The organism is Mycobacterium sp. E2327, assembly GCF_001672675.1.
Taxonomy (GTDB): Bacteria; Actinomycetota; Actinomycetes; order Mycobacteriales; family Mycobacteriaceae; genus Mycobacterium.
The window spans coordinates 15,203-32,068 of sequence record NZ_LZKE01000128.1; the positions used below are offsets into that span (position 1 = coordinate 15,203).

Below are 16,866 nucleotides of genomic sequence, written 5' to 3' on the forward strand. Positions count from 1 at the left end.
GAGCGTAGCCTCGCGATATGACCGCGGCGCAGCAGGTTGGCGAGTTCGAGGCGCTGCGACCGCATCTCATGTCTGTCGCCTACCGGCTGACCGGCACGGTGGCCGACGCCGAGGACATCGTCCAGGACGCCTGGCTGCGCTGGGACAAGCACGACAGCGATATCAACGACCTGCGGGCCTGGCTGACCACCGTGGTGAGCCGGCTCGGGCTGGACCGGTTGCGGTCGGCCGCGCACCGCCGCGAGACCTACACCGGCAATTGGCTGCCCGAGCCGGTGGTCACCGGCTTTGACGGCGCGGACCCGCTGTCCGCGGTGGTGGCCGGCGAGGACGCCCGGTTCGCGGCGATGGTCGTGCTGGAGCGCCTGTCGCCCGATCAGCGGGTCGCGTTCGTGCTGCACGACGGGTTCGCCGTGCCCTTCTCGCAAGTGGCCGAGGTGCTTGGCACCAGCGAGGCCGCCGCGCGCCAGCTGGCGTCACGCGCCCGCAAAGCCGTGTCCGCCGAACCGGCCCCGATATCCGCGGCGCCCGATCCCGCGCACAACGAGGTGGTCGGCCGGCTGATGGCGGCCATCGCCGCCGGCGACCTGGAGGCCGTCGTCTCCCTGCTGCATCCGGGCGTGACGTTCACCGGCGATTCGAATGGCAAGGCGCCCACCGCCGTTCACGTCATTCAGGGATCGGACAAGGTGGCCCGGTTCATCTTCGGCCTGGCCCGCCGCTACGGCGACGCGTTCTTCACGGCGAATCAGCTGGCGCTGGTCAACGGCGAGCTGGGCGCCTACACCGCGGGCAGCCCCGGCGACGACGGGCACTGGGAGATGCGGCCGCGGATCCTGGCGATGACGGTGCGCGACGGAAAGGTCTGCGCGCTATGGGATATCGCCAACCCCGACAAGTTCACCGGCTCGCCCCTGGCCGGCCTGTCCTGAGGCCACGGCGAGGCCCAGGCGCAGCGCCCCGGCGGCTTCGGCGGCCGCTTCGGCGAACCGGCCGCCCAGGCCGACGAAGTTGAGGTATGCGTGCGGCAGGTCCGGCTGCCGGCTGAGTGCCACCGGAACGCCGGCGGCCCGCAGCTTGTCCGCGTAGGCGACCGCGTCGTCGCGGATCGGATCGAAACCCGCGGCTGCGATGTAGGCGGGCGGCAGGCCGGTGGCGTCGCCGTGCAGCGGTGACAGCCGCGGGTCGCGCGGATCGGTGTGCGCCGGAATGTAATTGGCCAGCGCCCAGCGCAGGTTCCGGTCGGTGAAGGTGGAGCCGCCGGCGAACAGGTCGTGCGAGGGCCGGCGGCCGGCGAGGTCCGAAGGGGGGTACATCAGCAGCTGGAACGCCGGGATGGGGCCGCCGCGTCGCACCGCCTGTTGCGCGGTCACGGCCGCCAGGTTGCCACCGGCGCTGTCGCCCCCGACCGCGACGCGGCCGGGGTCCGCACCCAGGTCGGCGGCGTGGCGGTGCGCGTGGTCGAACGCGGCGATCGCGTCTTCGACGGCGGCGGGGAACGGGTGCTCGGGGGCGCGCCGGTATTCGACCGACAGCACGCGCACCCCGGCGTGGCTTGCCAGGTAGCGGGCGACGGGGTCGTGGCTTGTTCGCGAGCCGACCGAGAAGCCGCCGCCGTGGAAATACACCAGCAGCCCCGACGGCTCGGGCAAGCCCGCGGGGGTGTACAGGGTGGCCGGGATGTCGCCGTGCTCGGCGGGGATGGCGATCTCCCGCGTCGGGATGGGCAGGGGTGATTCGTAACCCATGAGCCGGGGCAGTTCGTCATACCGCGCGCGGGCCTGCTCGACGGGATCGGTGAAAACATCGGAGCCGGAAAGGTTTTTGAGGCGGATCATGAGTTGCGCGTCGAGCGCCATCTCCTGCCCGTCGATGCGCACCGGTGGCCCGGCCAGCAGCCGGCGGACCGGCCTGGGCAACGCGAAGATGCCCCGGACGGCCCGGGTGCGAATTCCTAACGATGCCATGATGTTTCCTCCTTGCTAGCCGAGAACCGCATGACGTGGCCGAGCAGCCCGGACCGCAGCGCGACCGCGAGCCCGTTCTTCTCGCACTCGACCCGGAAGTCGCACGGCACGATCAGCCGGTGCGGGGAGCCGTCCAACCGGTGAAACAGGGCGGCCAGCGGGGTGCGCACCAGGTCGTAGCCGACGAAGGCCCCGCCCGGTCGCAGCACCCGCGCCACCTCGGCGACCGCGCGTTCCCAGTCGATGATGTGATGCAGCATGAGGCAGCTGACGACGGAGTCGAAGGACTCGTCGGGGAAGGGCATCGCGGTGGCGTCGGCCGTCCGCGTCGACGCGTTGGGGAATCCCCGCAGCCGTGCGGCGGCGGCCCGCGTCATGTGCGGGTCGATGTCCATTGCGACCCAGGCAAGTTCGGGGTTCTTCGAGAGGGCTTGTCGGGCAACGGATCCGGCACCGGATCCGATCTCCAGCACGTCGCGGCCCAGTCGCCGGGCGTGCAGCTCACGCGCGATCAGCGGGCTGCCGGAACGACCGACGGCGCCGCAGCAGAAGGCGCGTTCGAATGCTGACATCGCGGGCATGCCCCAAGCGTGGCTCACCCGCGACGGGAACGCTTGTACGGATCCGTCACACGGATTCGCGAACCGCCCGCGCGAGCTGGTGCGGGGCCGAACCGGTCATCTCCCAGCACACCCTGTTGGCGTGCGAGCCGTCGGCGAACCCGGCCAGGTGGGCGGCGTCGGTGACGGAGCGTCCCTCGATGAGGTGGCCCATGGCGGTCATCAGTCGCGCCCAGCGGATCGTCGCCGACATCGACACCCCGGTCTGTTGCCGGCACAGGCGCCCGAGGTAATCCGGTGACAGCGCAACGGCATCCGCGACCGATGCCACGTCCATCTGGCCCGGCACCCGGCTCGACACGACCTCGATCGCCTGCCGCAACTGCGGGTGCACGGACCGCGGCCCGTCTTGCCGTCCGCACAGCCGACCGACCAGGAAATCCGCCGCGGCGTGCGGGCCGTCCCCGTCCAGCGACGCGGCCGTCGCCTCAGCCAGCGGTCGTCCGTCGTCGACGACCCAGACCCCATGACGCGCCGCCGCATTCAACGCGACACCCTGCGGCGTCTGCAGGCCGAGGTACAGCGTCAGCGCCCCGGATTTCGCCTCGGAGCGCACCGCGTGCCGGACACCGCTGCCGACGACGACCAGCCGGCAGACGTCGCGCCGGTCGCCCGCGCGGGCAACTGTCAACGGACCTTCGGTGCCGACCGTGACCTGGACCGCGGGGTGGTGGTGCGGCGCGAGATCGGAGAATGCGCCGGCCACCAGGAGCCGACCCGGGCCCAAGTCCCAGACACGCATGCCGCCACTCTAGCGTCGACCACGAATTTCGGGGAGCCCATGAGTGATCACTGCGCCAGTTCAGGCCATATCGGCCGGATGCTCCGTGCGGCAACGGATTTGGTTCCGCCAGCCCGCTTGGCCTCATACATCGCGGCATCAGCGCTGCCGATGAGCTGACTGATGACGTGGGGGACGTCATCGCGCGTTGCATCGTCGAGGACGACGGTGGCAGTACCGATACTCGCCGTGACCGGTGTGGAAATCCCGGCAATGGCCGCGCGCAGTCGCTCAGCCATTGCGTGCCCGTTGAGGGTGTCGGCGATATCGGCGATCAGGAACTCTTCCCCACCGGCCCGGGCGATCACCGCGCCGGCGCGACAGTTGTTGCGCAACACTGCGCCGACGTCCATCAGCGCCCGGTCTCCGGCGAGGTGACCGTGGGTGTCGTTGACGCGCTTGAAGTTGTCGAGGTCGATCATCGCGACAATCAGCCAACGTGCCTTCGGGTCGCGGTTGCGGGTGACCAGCTGTTGAGCTGACTCGTGAAAGGCGCGCCGGTTGAGGAGTCCTGTCAGTGGGTCGCGTCTGGAGTGCACGATGTCGACGCTCATCAGGTGGACCAGCGATTGCAGCGCCAGGGGCACGGCGACGTTGAGGGCGACGATCACGGCGAGTGCGCAGCCCGCCAGCACGAGGTCTTCGTGGAAGGCGCCGCGCACGGAGAGCATGCCGACCGTAACGGCAGCGATCGCGAAGTTGTAGGTCATCCACGCGGCGGTGTGGAAGAAAGCGATGTAGCCGCCGAGCACGGCGAACGCGGCGCATCCGAGCAGCCCGATGAACGGCTGGCTTTGGACGAGAGAGGCCACGGCGATGCACGGGCTGATGACGATCGAATACGTCAAGGATGTGCGCCGCGACGGCCACGCGGCCAACCACACCAACGCCAGGACCAGCCCGGTTGCCGTCACGGCGAGTGTCAGGACTCTGGTCGTCGTCGTGCGCGGCCCCGCCGGGCTGGCCAGCATGGCGAGGGGCACGGTCGCCAGCGCCGCGGTGATACCGGCAACCAGCAGTCTGCCGTACATCCGGAGGCGGTGGACTTGCACATACGAGCTCAGCCAGTCGAAGTGATCTACCTGCAGCCACCACCGCCGCAACCACCCAGCCACAGTCTCCCCGTTACTCCAGCTGCCTTCCTTGGTTAGCGGCAAAAACGCTACTCGAATCGCGGTGTATTCGCTGCATGTCGCCTTGAACTAGCAATCCCAAGGTCTAGGCGGCAACGGCGGTATCGCCCATGCCCGGGCCGTCGTGCGAGGTGATCAGCGTGCGTCCGTAGAAGTGCGCGCCTCGTCCGACTCGACAATCCACGGGATGCGGCAGGCGTCACCGGAATTGAAGCCCTGTTCGGTGATGCCCAGCGCGGAGTTCACCCGCGCCCGCATGTTCTCCAGGCCGATCTGGTACGTCAGCTCGAACACGCCGGCCTCGCCGAAGCGGGCGCGCAGGTCGGCGACCTGCTCGTCGGTGACGGTGTGCGGGTCGGCCGTCATCGCGTCGGCGTAGGCGATGGCCGCGCGCTCGTCGTCGCTGAACGCCGGTGAGGTGGCGTAATTCTCGATCTCCTTGAGGCGCTCCATGTCGAGGCCGTCCAGGCGCTGCAGCATGGAGCCGAAGTCGACGCACCACGAGCAGCCGATCTGGCGCGCGGTCCAGTACACCGCGAGCTCACGCACGCCGACCGGAAGCGCCTTGGACGCCCGGTCGACCATGGTTTCGTGCACCGCGCCGGCGATCATCAGCCCGCGGTGATGCGCGGACACGGCGAACGGCTCGGGGACCTGGCCGTAGCGCCGCTTGGCCACCCGGTACATGGCGCGGGTCAGCAGCCCGGTGCGGTTGGGGGGCAGGGGCTCGATGCGGGTTTTCTGTGTCATACCCCTCGGACGAGGTGGGGTGCGAAAGTGTGACACATACCTGCGGTATGCGGCTAGTCTCTCGACCTGTGGCGGCGGTTGCGAGTTGACGATGACCGCGCTGTTTAGCCGGTGGTGGCGGGCCGATCAATATGACTGGCTCTCCGGTTACCTTGCGTCGCGGGGCGTCAGCGGTGCCACCCGGGCCGGGCTGGCATTGATTTCTGCGTCGATGGTGTTGTGCCTCCTCGCGCTGCTGGCCGGCTCGGACGGTCCCCGTGGGGCGGTGCCGGTGGCGATGATGTGGGCCGCCGCCGGCGGCGGGGTGGCGGGGGTGGTGCTGTGGGCCTGGCGCTGGCCCACGCGCACGCAGTCACTCATTTTCGCGATCACCTGCAATACGGCCGTCGCCCTCGCGTGCCTGGCCCACCCGAACCCACTGGCCGCGCTGATTGGGTGCGTTGCCTTCGCGACCTTTGGCGCCTACATGGCGTTCTTTCACACGATGGGTTTCGTGCTGTACAACTTCGCGGTGGCCGCCGCCGTCGGCTCGTGGGAGGCGCTGTCGCTGGCCAGGTCCGGCCATCCCAGCCTCGCGGGGGTGGACCTGTGGCTGGTGATCGAGGTCAACATCGCCCTCCCGGTGGCGATCCTCATCCTGGTGCGCGCCCTGGCCGGGGACCTGCTGCGCGCCGACCGCGATCCGTTGACGGGCCTGCTCAACCGGCGCGCGTTCGCGCACGAGGCGCTGGGGATGATGTTGGCCCGCCGGGGCATCGACTCCCACCTCGTGGTCATGCTGATCGACCTCGACCACTTCAAGTCCGTGAACGACAGGTCCGGCCACGCCGCGGGCGACCAGGCGCTGGTCCAGGTCGCCCAGGCGCTGCTGGCCGCCGCGGACGACCAGGCGGTGGTGGCGCGCAGCGGCGGCGAGGAATTTCTGTTGGCCGGGACGTCCGCGGGCTGCAACGCCGAGTCGTTGGCCGCGCGGATGTGCCGGGCCATCGCGGCCTCGACCGCGGGGGTCACCGCGAGCATCGGCACCGCCTGCGCCCGCCTGGACGACGCCGCCGACGACCCCCAAGCGCTGCTGCAGGAGTTGATCAGCGCCTCGGACGCCGCGATGTATCGGGCTAAACGGTTGGGCGGCAACCGAAGTCATCACCACGAGCTCTGCTGACCCGCGCGGCTCGCGTCACGGCGTCGAAGTGGTTTCCCGCCAAGAGGTCCGGGTACCCGATTTCGAACCCGCCGGCCAACCGGTCCGGGAGGGTTCGAGAGGGTGAGGAGACAGTGATGACCTCTCAAAACGATCAGGAATCAGGAAACACGCGCCTGGAGCACTTCGACGATCCCGAATTGGGCAGCGGCGCACGCGACACCGGTTCGGATACCCCGGAGCATGGCACCGGGGACCGTCCGGTCGGAACGGTCGACGAAGACGCCAACCCGCCGATGAGCGATCCGAACGCGTCGGACACCTACAGCGGCACCGGGGAGTTGCCTCCGCAAGACACGGGGAGTGCCGTCCCGCCGTACGAGGGACGTCAACAGGGCGCCGCGGCCGACGCCCAGGGCGCGGGCGGCGCGGCGGGACCCACCGCGAATCCGGATTACAAGTCGGCCAGCCCGTCGGATACGCCCGGCGGCGCGACGCAGTCGCCGGCGGACGAGCAACCCGCCGCACACATGCCGGAATCCGACCGCGACGACGACCGCGTCGGGCCGGCGCACGTGGCCGGCACCGGCCGCGGCGAAGACAAGCCCTGACTCGTGGCGCCCGGGGGTCTAGCGCGAGAACATCGTCGCGCGCTTGACCTCCTGGATCGCCTTGGTCACCTCGATCCCCCGCGGGCAGGATTCGGTGCAGTTGAACGTGGTCCGGCAGCGCCACACGCCGTCGACCTCGTTGAGGATGTCGAGGCGCTCGGCGGCGGCCTCGTCGCGGCTGTCGAAGATGAAGCGGTGCGCGTTGACGATGGCCGCCGGCCCGTAGTAGCTGCCCTCGTGCCAGAACACCGGGCAGCTGGTGGTGCAGCACGCGCACAGGATGCACTTGGTGGTGTCGTCGTAGCGGGCGCGGTCGGTCGGGCTCTGGATGCGTTCCCGCGTCGGGGGATTGCCGGTGGTGATCAGGTACGGCTTCACGGCACGGTAGGCGTCGAAGAACGGCTCCATGTCGACGACGAGGTCCTTCTCCACCGGCAGCCCGCGGATCGGTTCGACCGTGATGGTCAGGGATTTCCCCGGTTTGTCGGGCAGCAGGTCGCGCATCAGCACCTTGCAGGCGAGCCGGTTGACGCCGTTGATGCGCATGGCGTCGGAGCCGCACACGCCGTGCGCGCAGGACCGCCGGAAGGTCAGCGTGCCGTCGAGGTAGCTCTTAATGTAGATCAGCAGGTTGAGCATCCGGTCGCTGGGCAGGCAGGGCACCCGAAAGCTTTGCCAGCCACCGGTTTTCGCGAAGGCGTCGGGCTGGTCGGGGTTGAACCGGGCGATCTTCACGGTCACCATCACCGCGCCCTCCGGAACCGGCGGCAGGGGCGGCTCCAAAGTTTCGACCTCTGTTTCGGCCGTCATCAGTACTTCCGTTCCTTGGGTTCGTAGCGGGTCTGCACCACGGGCTTGAAGTCCAGCGCGATGTCGCTCAGCAGGTCGGTGCCCTGCTTGTAGGCCATGGTGTGGCGCATGTAGTTGACGTCGTCTCGGTTCGGGTAGTCCTCGCGGGCGTGGCCGCCACGGGACTCCTTGCGATTCAGCGCGCCGACCACCGTGACCTCGGCCAGCTCCAGCAGGAAGCCCAGCTCGATGGCCTCCAGCAGGTCGCTGTTGTAACGCTTTCCCTTGTCGTGCACGGTTATTCGCGAGTAGCGCTCCTTCAGCGCGTGGATGTCGGTGAGCGCCTGCTTGAGCGTCTCCTCGGTGCGGAACACCGCGGCGTTGTTGTCCATCGACTGCTGCAGCGCGCCGCGGATGTCGGCGACGCGCTCGTTGCCGTGCTCGGAGAGGATGTCGGCCACCCACCCGACGACCATCGCCTCCGGCTCGGGCGGCATGTCGACGAAGTCGTGCCCCCGCGCGTAGCCCACGGCGGCGATGCCGGCCCGGCGGCCGAACACGTTGATGTCGAGCAGCGAATTGGTGCCCAGCCGGTTGGCGCCGTGCACCGACACGCACGCGCACTCACCGGCCGCGTATAGCCCCGGGACGGTGGAGGTGTTGTCCCGCAACACCTGTCCCGTGACGGTCGTCGGGATGCCGCCCATCACGTAGTGACACGTCGGGTAGACCGGCACCAGCTCGTGCACCGGATCCACGCCCAGATAGGTCCGGGCGAACTCGGTGATGTCGGGCAGCTTGGACTCCAGCACGTCCTCGCCGAGGTGGCGGACGTCGATGTACACGTAGTCCTTGTGCGGGCCGGCGCCGCGGCCCTCCAGGACCTCCAGGACCATCGAGCGGGCGACGATGTCGCGCGGCGCCAGGTCGACGATGGTCGGCGCGTAGCGCTCCATGAAGCGCTCGCCCTCGCCGTTGAGCAGCCGGCCGCCCTCGCCGCGCACGGCCTCGGAGATCAGGATCCCCAGCCCGGCCAGCCCGGTCGGGTGGAACTGGTGAAACTCCATGTCCTCCAAGGGAAGTCCCTTGCGGAAGACGATGCCGATGCCGTCGCCCGTCAGGGTGTGCGCGTTGGAGGTCGTCTTGTACATGCGGCCCGACCCGCCGGTGGCGATGACGACGGCCTTGGCGTGGAAGACGTGGATCTCGCCCGTCGCGAGCTCGTAGGCGACCACGCCGGTGGCCACCGGCCCGGTCGGCGTCTGGGTGAGCACCAGGTCCAGCGCGTAGAACTCGTTGAAGAACTGCACGTCGTGCTTGACGCAGTTCTGGTACAGCGTCTGCAGGATCATGTGGCCGGTGCGGTCGGCGGCGTAGCAGGCCCGGCGCACCGGGGCCTTGCCGTGATCGCGGGTGTGCCCGCCGAAGCGGCGCTGGTCGATGCGGCCCTCGGGGGTGCGGTTGAACGGCATCCCCATCTTCTCCAGGTCGAGCACCGCGTCGATGGCTTCCTTGCACATGATCTCCACGGCGTCCTGGTCGGCGAGGTAGTCGCCACCCTTGACGGTGTCGAACGTGTGCCACTCCCAGTTGTCGTCCTCGACGTTGGCCAGCGCCGCGCACATGCCGCCCTGGGCGGCGCCGGTGTGGCTGCGGGTCGGGTAGAGCTTGGTCAGCACCGCGGTCCGCACCCGCGGCCCCGCCTCGACGGCGGCGCGCATCCCGGCACCGCCCGCGCCGACGATCACCACGTCGTAGCGGTGTTGCTGGATCAAATCCGCTCGCCTCCCTCGATCACGAGATGTTCGGGTCGAATGTCACCAGCACGTAGGTGCCCAGCACCAACGTGAACCCCATCGACAACAGCAGCAGGCTGTTGAGCCAGAACCGGGTGGAGTTCTTGCGGCTGTAGTCGTCGATGATGGTGCGCAGCCCGTTGCCGCCGTGCAGCTGCGCCAGCCACAACAGCGCCATGTCCCACATCTGCCAGAACGGCGAATGCCACCGCTGGGCCACGTAGTTGAAGTCGATGCGGTACACGCCGTCGTCCCACATCAGCATGATGAACAGGTGCCCGATCGCCAGGAACACCAGCGCGATCCCGGAGAACCGCATGAACAGCCACGCGAACTTCTCGAAGTTGGGGATGCCGGCGCGCCGCCGCGGGGAGCGGGGATTGTCCAGGCTGGCGGGACGGTCGTAGAAGCGCTGCTTGACGGGCGCCGTCTGGCCGCGCCCGAGCTGAAGGTCCGGGCTGCTCATCGCAGGTGCTCCGCGATGTGGATGCCGGTCACCACGCCGGCGGGCACCATCAGCAGCAAAAAGACGACGATGACGATCAGGAACATCAGCCGCTGGTAACGGGGCCCCTGCGACCAGAAGTCGATCAGGATGACCCGGATGCCGTTCAGCCCGTGGAACAGCACCGCGGCGATCAGGCCGTACTCCATCAGGCCGACGATCGGGGTCTTGTAGTCGCCGACCACCGCGTTGTAGGTCTGCGGGCTCACCCGCAACATCGCGGCGTCCAGCACGTGGACGAACAGGAAGAAGAAGATCGTCGCGCCGCTGATGCGGTGCAGCACCCACGCCCACATGCCGGGGTCGCCCCGATACAGGGTCCGGGGTGGTCGCCGCTTGCGCGCGGCGGCAGTGCTCACCAAGTCCCCACCGCCTTAATAGAACAGTAAGCCGGACAAGTCAGCCTAACCCTGCCAGCTGGCAGGCCGGGCCGTACAGCCGCCAGGCGAAGTGTCGTGTCAGGGTTAGTCTGGCTGTCTTGTATCGGCCCGTCGGCGAGCGGAGTGGATATGCCTGATGTCGATTGGAAAGCGCTGCGCGACAACGCGATCCGGGCCGCGGCGGGGGCCTACGCGCCCTACTCTCGGTTCGCCGTGGGCGCGGCCGCGCTGGTCGACGACGGCCGGGTGATCACCGGGTGCAATGTGGAGAACATCTCATATGGCCTTGGTCTCTGTGCCGAGTGCGGGGTGGTGAGCGCCCTGCACGCCACCGGCGGCGGCCGGCCGGTCGCGCTGGCGTGCGTGGACGCCCGGGGGGCCGCCCTGATGCCGTGCGGGCGATGCCGTCAGCTGCTGCTCGAACACGGCGGGCCGGAGTTGCTGGTCGACCATCCCGCCGGGCCGCGCCGCCTCGGCGAGCTGTTGCCCGACGCCTTCACCGCCGACCTGCCGCGGGAACTGCCTTGAGCGACTTGGAATTCGACGCGCCGACGGTGATCCGGACCAAACGCGACGGCGGGCGGCTGTCCGACGCCGCCATCGACTGGGTCATCGACGCGTACACGCACGGCCGCGTCGCCGACGAGCAGATGTCGGCGCTGCTGATGGCGATCGTGTGGCGCGGCATGGACCGCGGCGAGATCGCCAGGTGGACGGCGGCCATGCTGGCCTCCGGGGCGCGGCTGGACTTCGGCGACCTGGGCATCCCGACCGTCGACAAGCACTCGACCGGCGGCGTCGGGGACAAGATCACCCTGCCGTTGGTGCCCGTCGTCGCCGCCTGCGGGGCGGCCGTGCCCCAGGCGTCGGGCCGCGGGCTCGGGCACACCGGCGGCACCCTGGACAAGCTGGAATCCATCGCCGGGTTCACCGCCCAGCTGTCCACCCGGCGGATCGCAGAACAGCTCCGCGACGTCGGCGCCGCGATCTTCGCCGCCGGCGAGCTGGCCCCGGCCGACGCCAAGCTCTACGCGCTGCGCGACGTCACCGGCACCGTCGAGTCGCTGCCGCTGATCGCCAGCTCGGTGATGAGCAAGAAACTGGCCGAGGGCGCGGGCGCGCTGGTGCTCGACGTGAAGGTCGGATCCGGGGCGCTGATGAGCTCGGAGGCGGCCAGCCGGGAGCTGGCCCACACAATGGTCGAGCTGGGCGCGGCGCACGGGGTGCCCACCCGCGCGCTGCTGACGGACATGAACCGCCCGCTGGGCTCGACGGTCGGCAACGCGCTCGAGGTCGCCGAGTCGCTGGAGGTGCTGGCCGGCGGCGGGCCGCCCGACGTGGTGGAGCTGACGCTGCGGCTGGCCGCCGAGATGCTCGACCTCGCCGGCCTCGGCGAGGTCGATCCCGCCCGCACGCTGCGTGACGGCACCGCGATGGACCGCTTTCGCCGGCTCGTCGCGGCCCAGGGCGGCGACTTGTCGGTACCGTTGCCGATCGGTTCGTGTTCCGAGACCGTGACCGCGCACCGGGGCGGCACAATGGGCGATATCGACGCGATGGCAGTGGGGCTGGCAAGTTGGCGGCTCGGCGCGGGCAGGTCCCGTCCGGGCCATCCGGTGCAGTTGGGCGCGGGCATCAGGATCCACCGTCGCCCCCGGGAGCCCGTCGCGGCCGGCGAGCCGCTGTTCACCCTCTACACCGACACCCCCGAACGCTTCGACGCCGCGCTGGCCGAGCTGGCCGGCGGCTACAGCGTCGAGGACACGCCGCCGGTTTCCCGGCCGCTGATCATCGATCGGATCGCCCAGTGATCGAACTGAACCAGATCAAAAAGGCGCCCAAGGCCCTGCTGCACGATCACCTCGACGGCGGGCTGCGGCCGTCGACCGTGATCGACATCGCCGGCCAGACCGGCTACGACGGGCTGCCCGCCACCGACGTCGACGAGCTGGCGAAGTGGTTTCGCACCCGGTCGCACAGCGGCTCGCTGGAGCGCTACCTGGAACCGTTCTCGCACACCGTGGCGGTGATGCAGACCCCCGATGCCCTGTACCGCGTCGCCTACGAATGCGTGGAGGACCTGGCGGAGGATTCCGTCGTCTACGCCGAGGTGCGCTTCGCCCCCGAACTGCACATCGACCGCGGGCTGTCCTTCGACGAGATCGTCGACGCCGTGCTGGAGGGTTTCGCCGCCGGCGAGAAGGCCTGCGCGGCGGCGGGCCGGCAGATCAAGGTGCGGCTGCTGGTCACCGCGATGCGCCACGCCGCGGTGTCCCGCGAGATCGCCGAGCTGGCAATCCGGTTCCGGGACAAGGGCGTGGTGGGGTTCGACATCGCCGGCGCCGAGGCCGGCAACCCGCCGACCCGGCACCTGGACGCCTTCGAGTACATGCGAGACCACAACGCGCGCTTCACCATTCACGCCGGTGAGGCGTTCGGGTTGCCGTCCATTCACGAGGCGATCGCGTTCTGCGGCGCCGACCGGCTCGGCCACGGGGTGCGCATCGTCGACGACATCGAGGTCCTCGAGGACGGCCGCGTCCGGCTGGGTCAGCAGGCATCCATCTTGCGCGACAAGCGAATTCCGCTCGAGCTGTGCCCCAGTTCGAACGTGCAGACGGGCGCCGTCAAGAGCATCGCCGAGCACCCGTTCGATCTGCTGGCCCGCACCCGCTTCCGGGTTACCGTCAACACCGACAACCGACTGATGAGCGACACCACGATGAGCCTCGAAATGTCGAGGCTCATCGAGGCTTTCGGTTATGGATGGAGTGATCTGGAGCGGTTCACCATCAACGCGATGAAGTCCGCGTTCATCCCCTTCGACGAGCGGCTGGCGATCATCGACGAGGTGATCAAACCGCGGTACGCGGTGTTGATCGGTTAGCGCCGGCTAGCGGGGCAACCCGGTGCGGTGGCGACGGCCCGTCACGGCCTCCCAGATCGCGATCAGGACGACGGCGGCGGCGACGCCGACGAAGAACGGAATCCAGGCGATGCCGCCGTTGGCGTTGTGGTATCCGAACTGCGCGGCCACGGCCGAGCCGATCAGACCACCGACGGCGCCGAGGACGACCGTCATGATCATGCCGATGTTCTGTTTGCCCGGCATAACCAGGCGTGCCACCAAACCGATGACCGCGCCCACGATGATGGCCAGGATGATTGATCCGATCATTGCAGCTCCTGTTGTCTTTACGGCGCCCCTTGCGGGCACCGTCTTGGAATGCGGGTTCCCTGAACCACCCGGCTTGTAACACAATTCGATGCGGTACAAACTCTGCTCATGGATCCCGAGCAGGTGCGCAACGTCGCCTTCGGTCCGCCACCCATGGGTAAACGCGGTTACAACGAGGACCAGGTCGACGCGTTTCTCGACTGGCTGGAGGCGGCGTTGCGGGATCCGGGGCGCGGGGGGCTCACGGTTGAGCAGATCCGCGACGTCACCTTCGCCAAGCCGCCCATCGGAAAGCGCGGATACCACCAGGACGAGGTCGACGCGTTCCTCGACTCGGTCGCGCGGCAGGTCGCGGGACCCGGGGGTTCGCCACCCGAGCCCGCGCCGGGCGATCGGCCGCCGACCAGGTACACCATGCAGATCCAGCCGAACCTGTTCCTGTTCTGGACGCCGCAATGGCACGACTGGCGCTCGGACGACACGTCTGGCGGGTCCGGCGACGGTGTGCTCGACGTCGTCTTGGAATTCGTCTTCGACCTGCTGTGGAACTGGTTCCTGTGGAGGGTGTGGGCCGCCGTCGCGTGGTTGCTGGAGGGATGCGTCGCCGTCGCGCTCTCCCCGATCTCCCTGCTGGCTAGCCTGCTCGGCGCGCGGCGCCACCGGCTGATAGCCGTCCCGAACGACGGCACCGACGCGTTGCTGCTGAGCCAGGGCTCCTGGTACGCCGTGCGGCGCGCCCGAGCCGAAGCGCGCGACCAGATCGCCGCCGGCGACGGCGTCCTGACGCTGTAGGGCTACACCGACAGCGGATCGACGGCGATGCCGATCGCCCGCACGGTGCTGGCCAGGTGCGTGCGCACGGCGCTCAGCGCGCTCGGCAGGTCGCCGTCGCGCAGCGCCTCGGCGATGACGCGGTGCTCGTCCATGATCGTCGCCATCCGGCCCGGGTCGCCGAACGCCGATTCGCCGATCATCCGCATCTGGCGGTCCCGCAGCGACGAGTAGAACCCGGCCAAGATGGCGTTGCCGGATTCCTCCAGCGTGACCGTGTGAAAGGCGCGGTCGGCGTCCAGGAATTCGCGCCAGTCGCCGGCCGTGGCGGCGTCGTGTTGCCGCTTCAGCTCGCCCGACAGCCGCTCGTACACCGCGGCGCGGGCGGCGGGGCCGCGCGCCACCACCTTCGTCGTCGCGAACTGTTCCAGGATCAGCCGCGCCTCGATCACGGAACGGGCCTCGTCGGGGGACACCGGGACGACGAGGGCCCCACGCTGCGGAAACAACCGCAGCAGGCCTTCGGCCTCCAGCCGGAGGAACGCCTCGCGGACCGGGGTCCGCGACATGCCCAGCGCGGCGGCGACGTCGCCCTCGCTGATCAACTCCCCGCCCGGAAACTGGCCGGTGAGCACCTGCGCCTTGACGTACTCGAGCGCGCGGTCCTTGGCCGTGCCGGCGCGCGGGTTGTTCACAGCACGATGCCTTCCTCGAGGCCTTTCTTGCAGCTAACTTTCTTGCGGCTAAGTCGTATCCCAGATGTGTCCCATGAAGGTACACCAAACGAACACCGCCGGCCCTCGCTTGACCGCTGAGATACAAGAGAGATACGTTAGAGGTACAAGACGCACCTTAGCCGGAGGATTTCTGCCATGTCGACCTTGGGAACAGACCAATCGGTGGTCCCAAACCTGGACCCGACCGTCCCCGCGCCCATGACGAACGTCGCCGAGTTCGGCTTCGAGGGCAGGTTCGAAGACTGGGCCGACGACGCCTGTTATTTCGAATACTCGAAGGCCGCCAACCCGATCGGGTCCGGACATGCCCCGCAGGTTCCGATTACCCGCTTCGGTCCGGAGATCTACCTCGACCGTCCGACGGGCGTGTTCCCGCTGGACCTGTCCGGGCAGCTCGGCATCGACACCGGACCGGCGACCAGCCCCGCCCTGCTGGCCAACTTCGTCCGCATCCGCGCCGGCGAGCAGATCGACGCCTGCCCGAACGCCACCTCGCAGCTGTACTACGTCCTGTACGGGCGGGGCTTCGCGGCGATCAACGGCCGGCTCGTCAAGTGGGAGAAGGGTGACTTCCTGACGCTGCCCGCCGGCAACGATTCGGTGTTCTACGCCGACGCCGAGACCGTCATGTACTGGGTGCACGACGAGCCGCTGCTGCGCTACCTCGGCGTTTCGGCCACCCAGCCGCGGTTCCGTCCCACCAAGTTCTGCCGGTCCGACGCGGTGGCCAAGCTGGAGGAGATCGCCGCCCGGCCGGGCGCCAACGAGAAGAGCCGGGTCAGCGTGCTGCTTGCCAACGCCAACCAAGAGCAGACGATGACCATCACCCACGTGCTGTGGGCGATGTTCGGCGTGCTGCCGCCGCAACAGGAGCAGCGCCCACACCGGCACCAGTCGGTCGCGCTGGACTTGATCCTCGACGCGCCCCCGAGCGGCTGCTACACCCTGCTGGGCACCCGCCTCGACGAGCGCGGCGACATCGTCGACCCGATCCGGGTGGAGTGGCAGGCCGGCGGCGCCTTCACCACCCCGCCGGGCATGTGGCACGCCCACTACAACGAGACGGACACGCCCGCCCACCTGATCCCGATCCAGGACGCCGGGCTACAGACCCACCTGCGCAGCCTGGACATCAAGTTCACCCAGCGCCGGGATCTGGTCGCCGGCTAGCGTCCATGCGGCCTCCATGCAGCCGCGTCGTTTGACGAATAGGGTGGCTGGACATGAAGCTGCCGCTGCTGGGACCGGTGTCGCTGACGGGGTTCCAGAACGCCTGGTTCTTCCTGTTCCTGCTGGCCGTGGCGCTGCTGACCGGGATCTACGTCGTGGTGCAGTTCGCCCGTCGGCGTCGGGTGCTGCGGTTCGCCAACATGGAGGTGCTGGAGCGGGTCGCGCCGCTGCGCTCGGGCCGGTGGCGGCACGTGCCGACGATCCTGCTCGCCGCGTCGCTGGTGCTGTTGACCACGGCCATGGCCGGGCCGACGTCGGACATCCGGATTCCGCTCAACCGCGCGGTCGTGGTGCTGGTCATCGACGTCTCGGAGTCCATGGCGTCCACCGACGTCGCCCCCAACCGGCTCAAGGCGGCCGAGCAGGCGGCCAGCCAGTTCGCCAGCCAACTGACGCCGGGCATCAACCTGGGACTGGTCGGCTTCGCGGGCACGCCCTACCTCCTGGTGCCGCCGACCCCGCAGCACGAGGCCACCC

20 protein-coding genes and 1 pseudogene are annotated in these 16,866 nt (G+C 69.1%); 10 read left to right on the plus strand and 11 right to left on the minus strand.

Annotated features, from left to right (window positions below):
- The first annotated feature begins 17 nt into the window (after positions 1-17).
- The gene (locus A5712_RS15395; RefSeq protein ID WP_068106742.1) at positions 18-932 is read left to right on the plus strand and encodes a sigma-70 family RNA polymerase sigma factor; all 915 of its coding nucleotides are present in this window, start codon (positions 18-20) and stop codon (positions 930-932) included.
- On the opposite strand, the gene A5712_RS15400 is transcribed toward A5712_RS15395, so the two are convergent.
- From A5712_RS15400 to A5712_RS15415, 4 genes are read right to left on the minus strand one after another with little or no spacing between them, the layout of a single operon-like run.
- Entirely contained in the window at positions 873-1,967 is a 1,095-nt protein-coding gene (locus tag A5712_RS15400; RefSeq protein ID WP_068106745.1) for an alpha/beta hydrolase, read from the minus strand. The genes A5712_RS15395 and A5712_RS15400 overlap by 60 nt on opposite strands.
- Positions 1,955-2,548: a class I SAM-dependent methyltransferase gene (locus A5712_RS15405; protein WP_068106748.1), complete on the minus strand. Its 594-nt coding sequence runs from the start codon at positions 2,546-2,548 to the stop codon at positions 1,955-1,957. The genes A5712_RS15400 and A5712_RS15405 overlap by 13 nt, the downstream gene beginning before the upstream one ends.
- Positions 2,549-2,594: 46 nt before the next feature.
- Complete coding sequence (locus A5712_RS15410; protein ID WP_068106750.1) at positions 2,595-3,329, minus strand: helix-turn-helix domain-containing protein; 735 nt, start codon at positions 3,327-3,329, stop codon at positions 2,595-2,597.
- Positions 3,330-3,376: 47 nt separating this feature from the next.
- Positions 3,377-4,216 carry a GGDEF domain-containing protein gene (locus A5712_RS15415; protein WP_197519400.1) on the minus strand — a complete coding sequence of 280 codons (840 nt, stop codon included), beginning with the start codon at positions 4,214-4,216 and terminating at the stop codon, positions 3,377-3,379.
- Here A5712_RS15415 and A5712_RS31375 point away from each other — a divergent pair.
- On the plus strand, positions 4,197-4,445 hold the full coding sequence (locus tag A5712_RS31375) for a hypothetical protein (protein WP_197519401.1): 249 nt from the start codon (positions 4,197-4,199) through the stop codon (positions 4,443-4,445). The two genes, A5712_RS15415 and A5712_RS31375, sit on opposite strands and share 20 nt — an antisense overlap.
- 191 nt (positions 4,446-4,636) lie before the next feature.
- On the opposite strand, the pseudogene A5712_RS15420 reads toward A5712_RS31375, so the two are convergent.
- Positions 4,637-5,305, minus strand: a pseudogene (locus A5712_RS15420) (carboxymuconolactone decarboxylase family protein); the annotation flags it as partial.
- Between the two features lie 37 nt (positions 5,306-5,342).
- Between A5712_RS15420 and A5712_RS15425 the strand changes: the two are divergent.
- The gene (locus A5712_RS15425; RefSeq protein ID WP_068106756.1) at positions 5,343-6,413 is read left to right on the plus strand and encodes a diguanylate cyclase; all 1,071 of its coding nucleotides are present in this window, start codon (positions 5,343-5,345) and stop codon (positions 6,411-6,413) included.
- A gap of 116 nt (positions 6,414-6,529) precedes the next feature.
- Complete coding sequence (locus A5712_RS15430; RefSeq protein ID WP_231982134.1) at positions 6,530-7,003, plus strand: hypothetical protein; 474 nt, start codon at positions 6,530-6,532, stop codon at positions 7,001-7,003.
- 18 nt (positions 7,004-7,021) lie between these two features.
- On the opposite strand, the gene A5712_RS15435 is transcribed toward A5712_RS15430, so the two are convergent.
- The 4 genes from A5712_RS15435 to sdhC are packed head-to-tail and all read right to left on the minus strand — an operon-like array spanning position 7,022 to position 10,389.
- Positions 7,022-7,813 (minus strand): succinate dehydrogenase iron-sulfur subunit, encoded by a 792-nt coding sequence (locus A5712_RS15435; protein ID WP_068106758.1) that lies wholly within the window; start codon positions 7,811-7,813, stop codon positions 7,022-7,024.
- Complete coding sequence (sdhA, locus tag A5712_RS15440; protein ID WP_068106760.1) at positions 7,813-9,567, minus strand: succinate dehydrogenase flavoprotein subunit; 1,755 nt, start codon at positions 9,565-9,567, stop codon at positions 7,813-7,815. The genes A5712_RS15435 and sdhA overlap by 1 nt, the downstream gene beginning before the upstream one ends.
- Before the next feature lie 19 nt (positions 9,568-9,586).
- Positions 9,587-10,054 (minus strand): succinate dehydrogenase hydrophobic membrane anchor subunit, encoded by a 468-nt coding sequence (locus A5712_RS15445; protein ID WP_068106762.1) that lies wholly within the window; start codon positions 10,052-10,054, stop codon positions 9,587-9,589.
- Positions 10,051-10,389 (minus strand): succinate dehydrogenase, cytochrome b556 subunit, encoded by a 339-nt coding sequence (gene sdhC / locus A5712_RS15450; protein ID WP_068106765.1) that lies wholly within the window; start codon positions 10,387-10,389, stop codon positions 10,051-10,053. Before sdhC ends, A5712_RS15445 begins: the two co-directional genes overlap by 4 nt.
- Positions 10,390-10,602: 213 nt before the next feature.
- On the opposite strand from sdhC, the gene A5712_RS15455 reads away from it, so the two are divergent.
- From A5712_RS15455 to A5712_RS15465, 3 genes are read left to right on the plus strand one after another with little or no spacing between them, the layout of a single operon-like run.
- Positions 10,603-11,001: a cytidine deaminase gene (locus A5712_RS15455; RefSeq protein WP_068106766.1), complete on the plus strand. Its 399-nt coding sequence runs from the start codon at positions 10,603-10,605 to the stop codon at positions 10,999-11,001.
- Entirely contained in the window at positions 10,998-12,284 is a 1,287-nt protein-coding gene (locus A5712_RS15460; protein ID WP_068106768.1) for a thymidine phosphorylase, read from the plus strand. Before A5712_RS15455 ends, A5712_RS15460 begins: the two co-directional genes overlap by 4 nt.
- Positions 12,281-13,360, plus strand: a complete 1,080-nt coding sequence (locus A5712_RS15465) for an adenosine deaminase (RefSeq protein WP_068106770.1) — start codon at positions 12,281-12,283, stop codon at positions 13,358-13,360. The genes A5712_RS15460 and A5712_RS15465 overlap by 4 nt, the downstream gene beginning before the upstream one ends.
- 6 nt (positions 13,361-13,366) lie before the next feature.
- On the opposite strand, the gene A5712_RS15470 is transcribed toward A5712_RS15465, so the two are convergent.
- On the minus strand, positions 13,367-13,651 hold the full coding sequence (locus tag A5712_RS15470; protein WP_067157083.1) for a GlsB/YeaQ/YmgE family stress response membrane protein: 285 nt from the start codon (positions 13,649-13,651) through the stop codon (positions 13,367-13,369).
- A 108-nt stretch (positions 13,652-13,759) separates the two neighbouring features.
- On the opposite strand from A5712_RS15470, the gene A5712_RS32485 reads away from it, so the two are divergent.
- Positions 13,760-14,443: a DivIVA domain-containing protein gene (locus tag A5712_RS32485; RefSeq protein ID WP_068106772.1), complete on the plus strand. Its 684-nt coding sequence runs from the start codon at positions 13,760-13,762 to the stop codon at positions 14,441-14,443.
- Between the two features lie 2 nt (positions 14,444-14,445).
- Here the strand turns inward: A5712_RS32485 and A5712_RS15480 are convergent, their stop codons facing one another.
- Positions 14,446-15,117 carry a GntR family transcriptional regulator gene (locus A5712_RS15480; RefSeq protein ID WP_068106773.1) on the minus strand — a complete coding sequence of 224 codons (672 nt, stop codon included), beginning with the start codon at positions 15,115-15,117 and terminating at the stop codon, positions 14,446-14,448.
- Between the two features lie 177 nt (positions 15,118-15,294).
- On the opposite strand from A5712_RS15480, the gene A5712_RS15485 reads away from it, so the two are divergent.
- Together A5712_RS15485 and A5712_RS15490 are read left to right on the plus strand one after the other, a co-directional pair.
- Positions 15,295-16,329, plus strand: coding sequence for a cupin (locus A5712_RS15485; RefSeq protein WP_068106775.1), 1,035 nt, complete (start codon positions 15,295-15,297; stop codon positions 16,327-16,329).
- 53 nt (positions 16,330-16,382) lie between these two features.
- On the plus strand, positions 16,383-16,866 hold a 484-nt coding region (locus A5712_RS15490), incomplete at its 3' end, for a VWA domain-containing protein (protein ID WP_156766581.1).

Bases quoted from the DNA above. Each gene is read 5' to 3' on its own strand.
- A5712_RS15395 (WP_068106742.1), top strand. From the start codon at position 18: ATGACCGCGGCGCAGCAGGTTGGCGAGTTCGAGGCGCTGCGACCGCAT.
- A5712_RS15400 (WP_068106745.1), bottom strand. From the start codon at position 1,967: ATGGCATCGTTAGGAATTCGCACCCGGGCCGTCCGGGGCATCTTCGCG.
- A5712_RS15405 (WP_068106748.1), bottom strand. From the start codon at position 2,548: ATGCCCGCGATGTCAGCATTCGAACGCGCCTTCTGCTGCGGCGCCGTC.
- A5712_RS15410 (WP_068106750.1), bottom strand. From the start codon at position 3,329: ATGCGTGTCTGGGACTTGGGCCCGGGTCGGCTCCTGGTGGCCGGCGCA.
- A5712_RS31375 (WP_197519401.1), top strand. From the start codon at position 4,197: ATGACGATCGAATACGTCAAGGATGTGCGCCGCGACGGCCACGCGGCC.
- A5712_RS15425 (WP_068106756.1), top strand. From the start codon at position 5,343: ATGACCGCGCTGTTTAGCCGGTGGTGGCGGGCCGATCAATATGACTGG.
- A5712_RS15430 (WP_231982134.1), top strand. From the start codon at position 6,530: ATGACCTCTCAAAACGATCAGGAATCAGGAAACACGCGCCTGGAGCAC.
- A5712_RS15435 (WP_068106758.1), bottom strand. From the start codon at position 7,813: ATGACGGCCGAAACAGAGGTCGAAACTTTGGAGCCGCCCCTGCCGCCG.
- A5712_RS15445 (WP_068106762.1), bottom strand. From the start codon at position 10,054: ATGAGCAGCCCGGACCTTCAGCTCGGGCGCGGCCAGACGGCGCCCGTC.
- sdhC (WP_068106765.1), bottom strand. From the start codon at position 10,389: ATGTGGGCGTGGGTGCTGCACCGCATCAGCGGCGCGACGATCTTCTTC.
- A5712_RS15455 (WP_068106766.1), top strand. From the start codon at position 10,603: ATGCCTGATGTCGATTGGAAAGCGCTGCGCGACAACGCGATCCGGGCC.
- A5712_RS15470 (WP_067157083.1), bottom strand. From the start codon at position 13,651: ATGATCGGATCAATCATCCTGGCCATCATCGTGGGCGCGGTCATCGGT.
- A5712_RS32485 (WP_068106772.1), top strand. From the start codon at position 13,760: ATGGATCCCGAGCAGGTGCGCAACGTCGCCTTCGGTCCGCCACCCATG.
- A5712_RS15485 (WP_068106775.1), top strand. From the start codon at position 15,295: ATGTCGACCTTGGGAACAGACCAATCGGTGGTCCCAAACCTGGACCCG.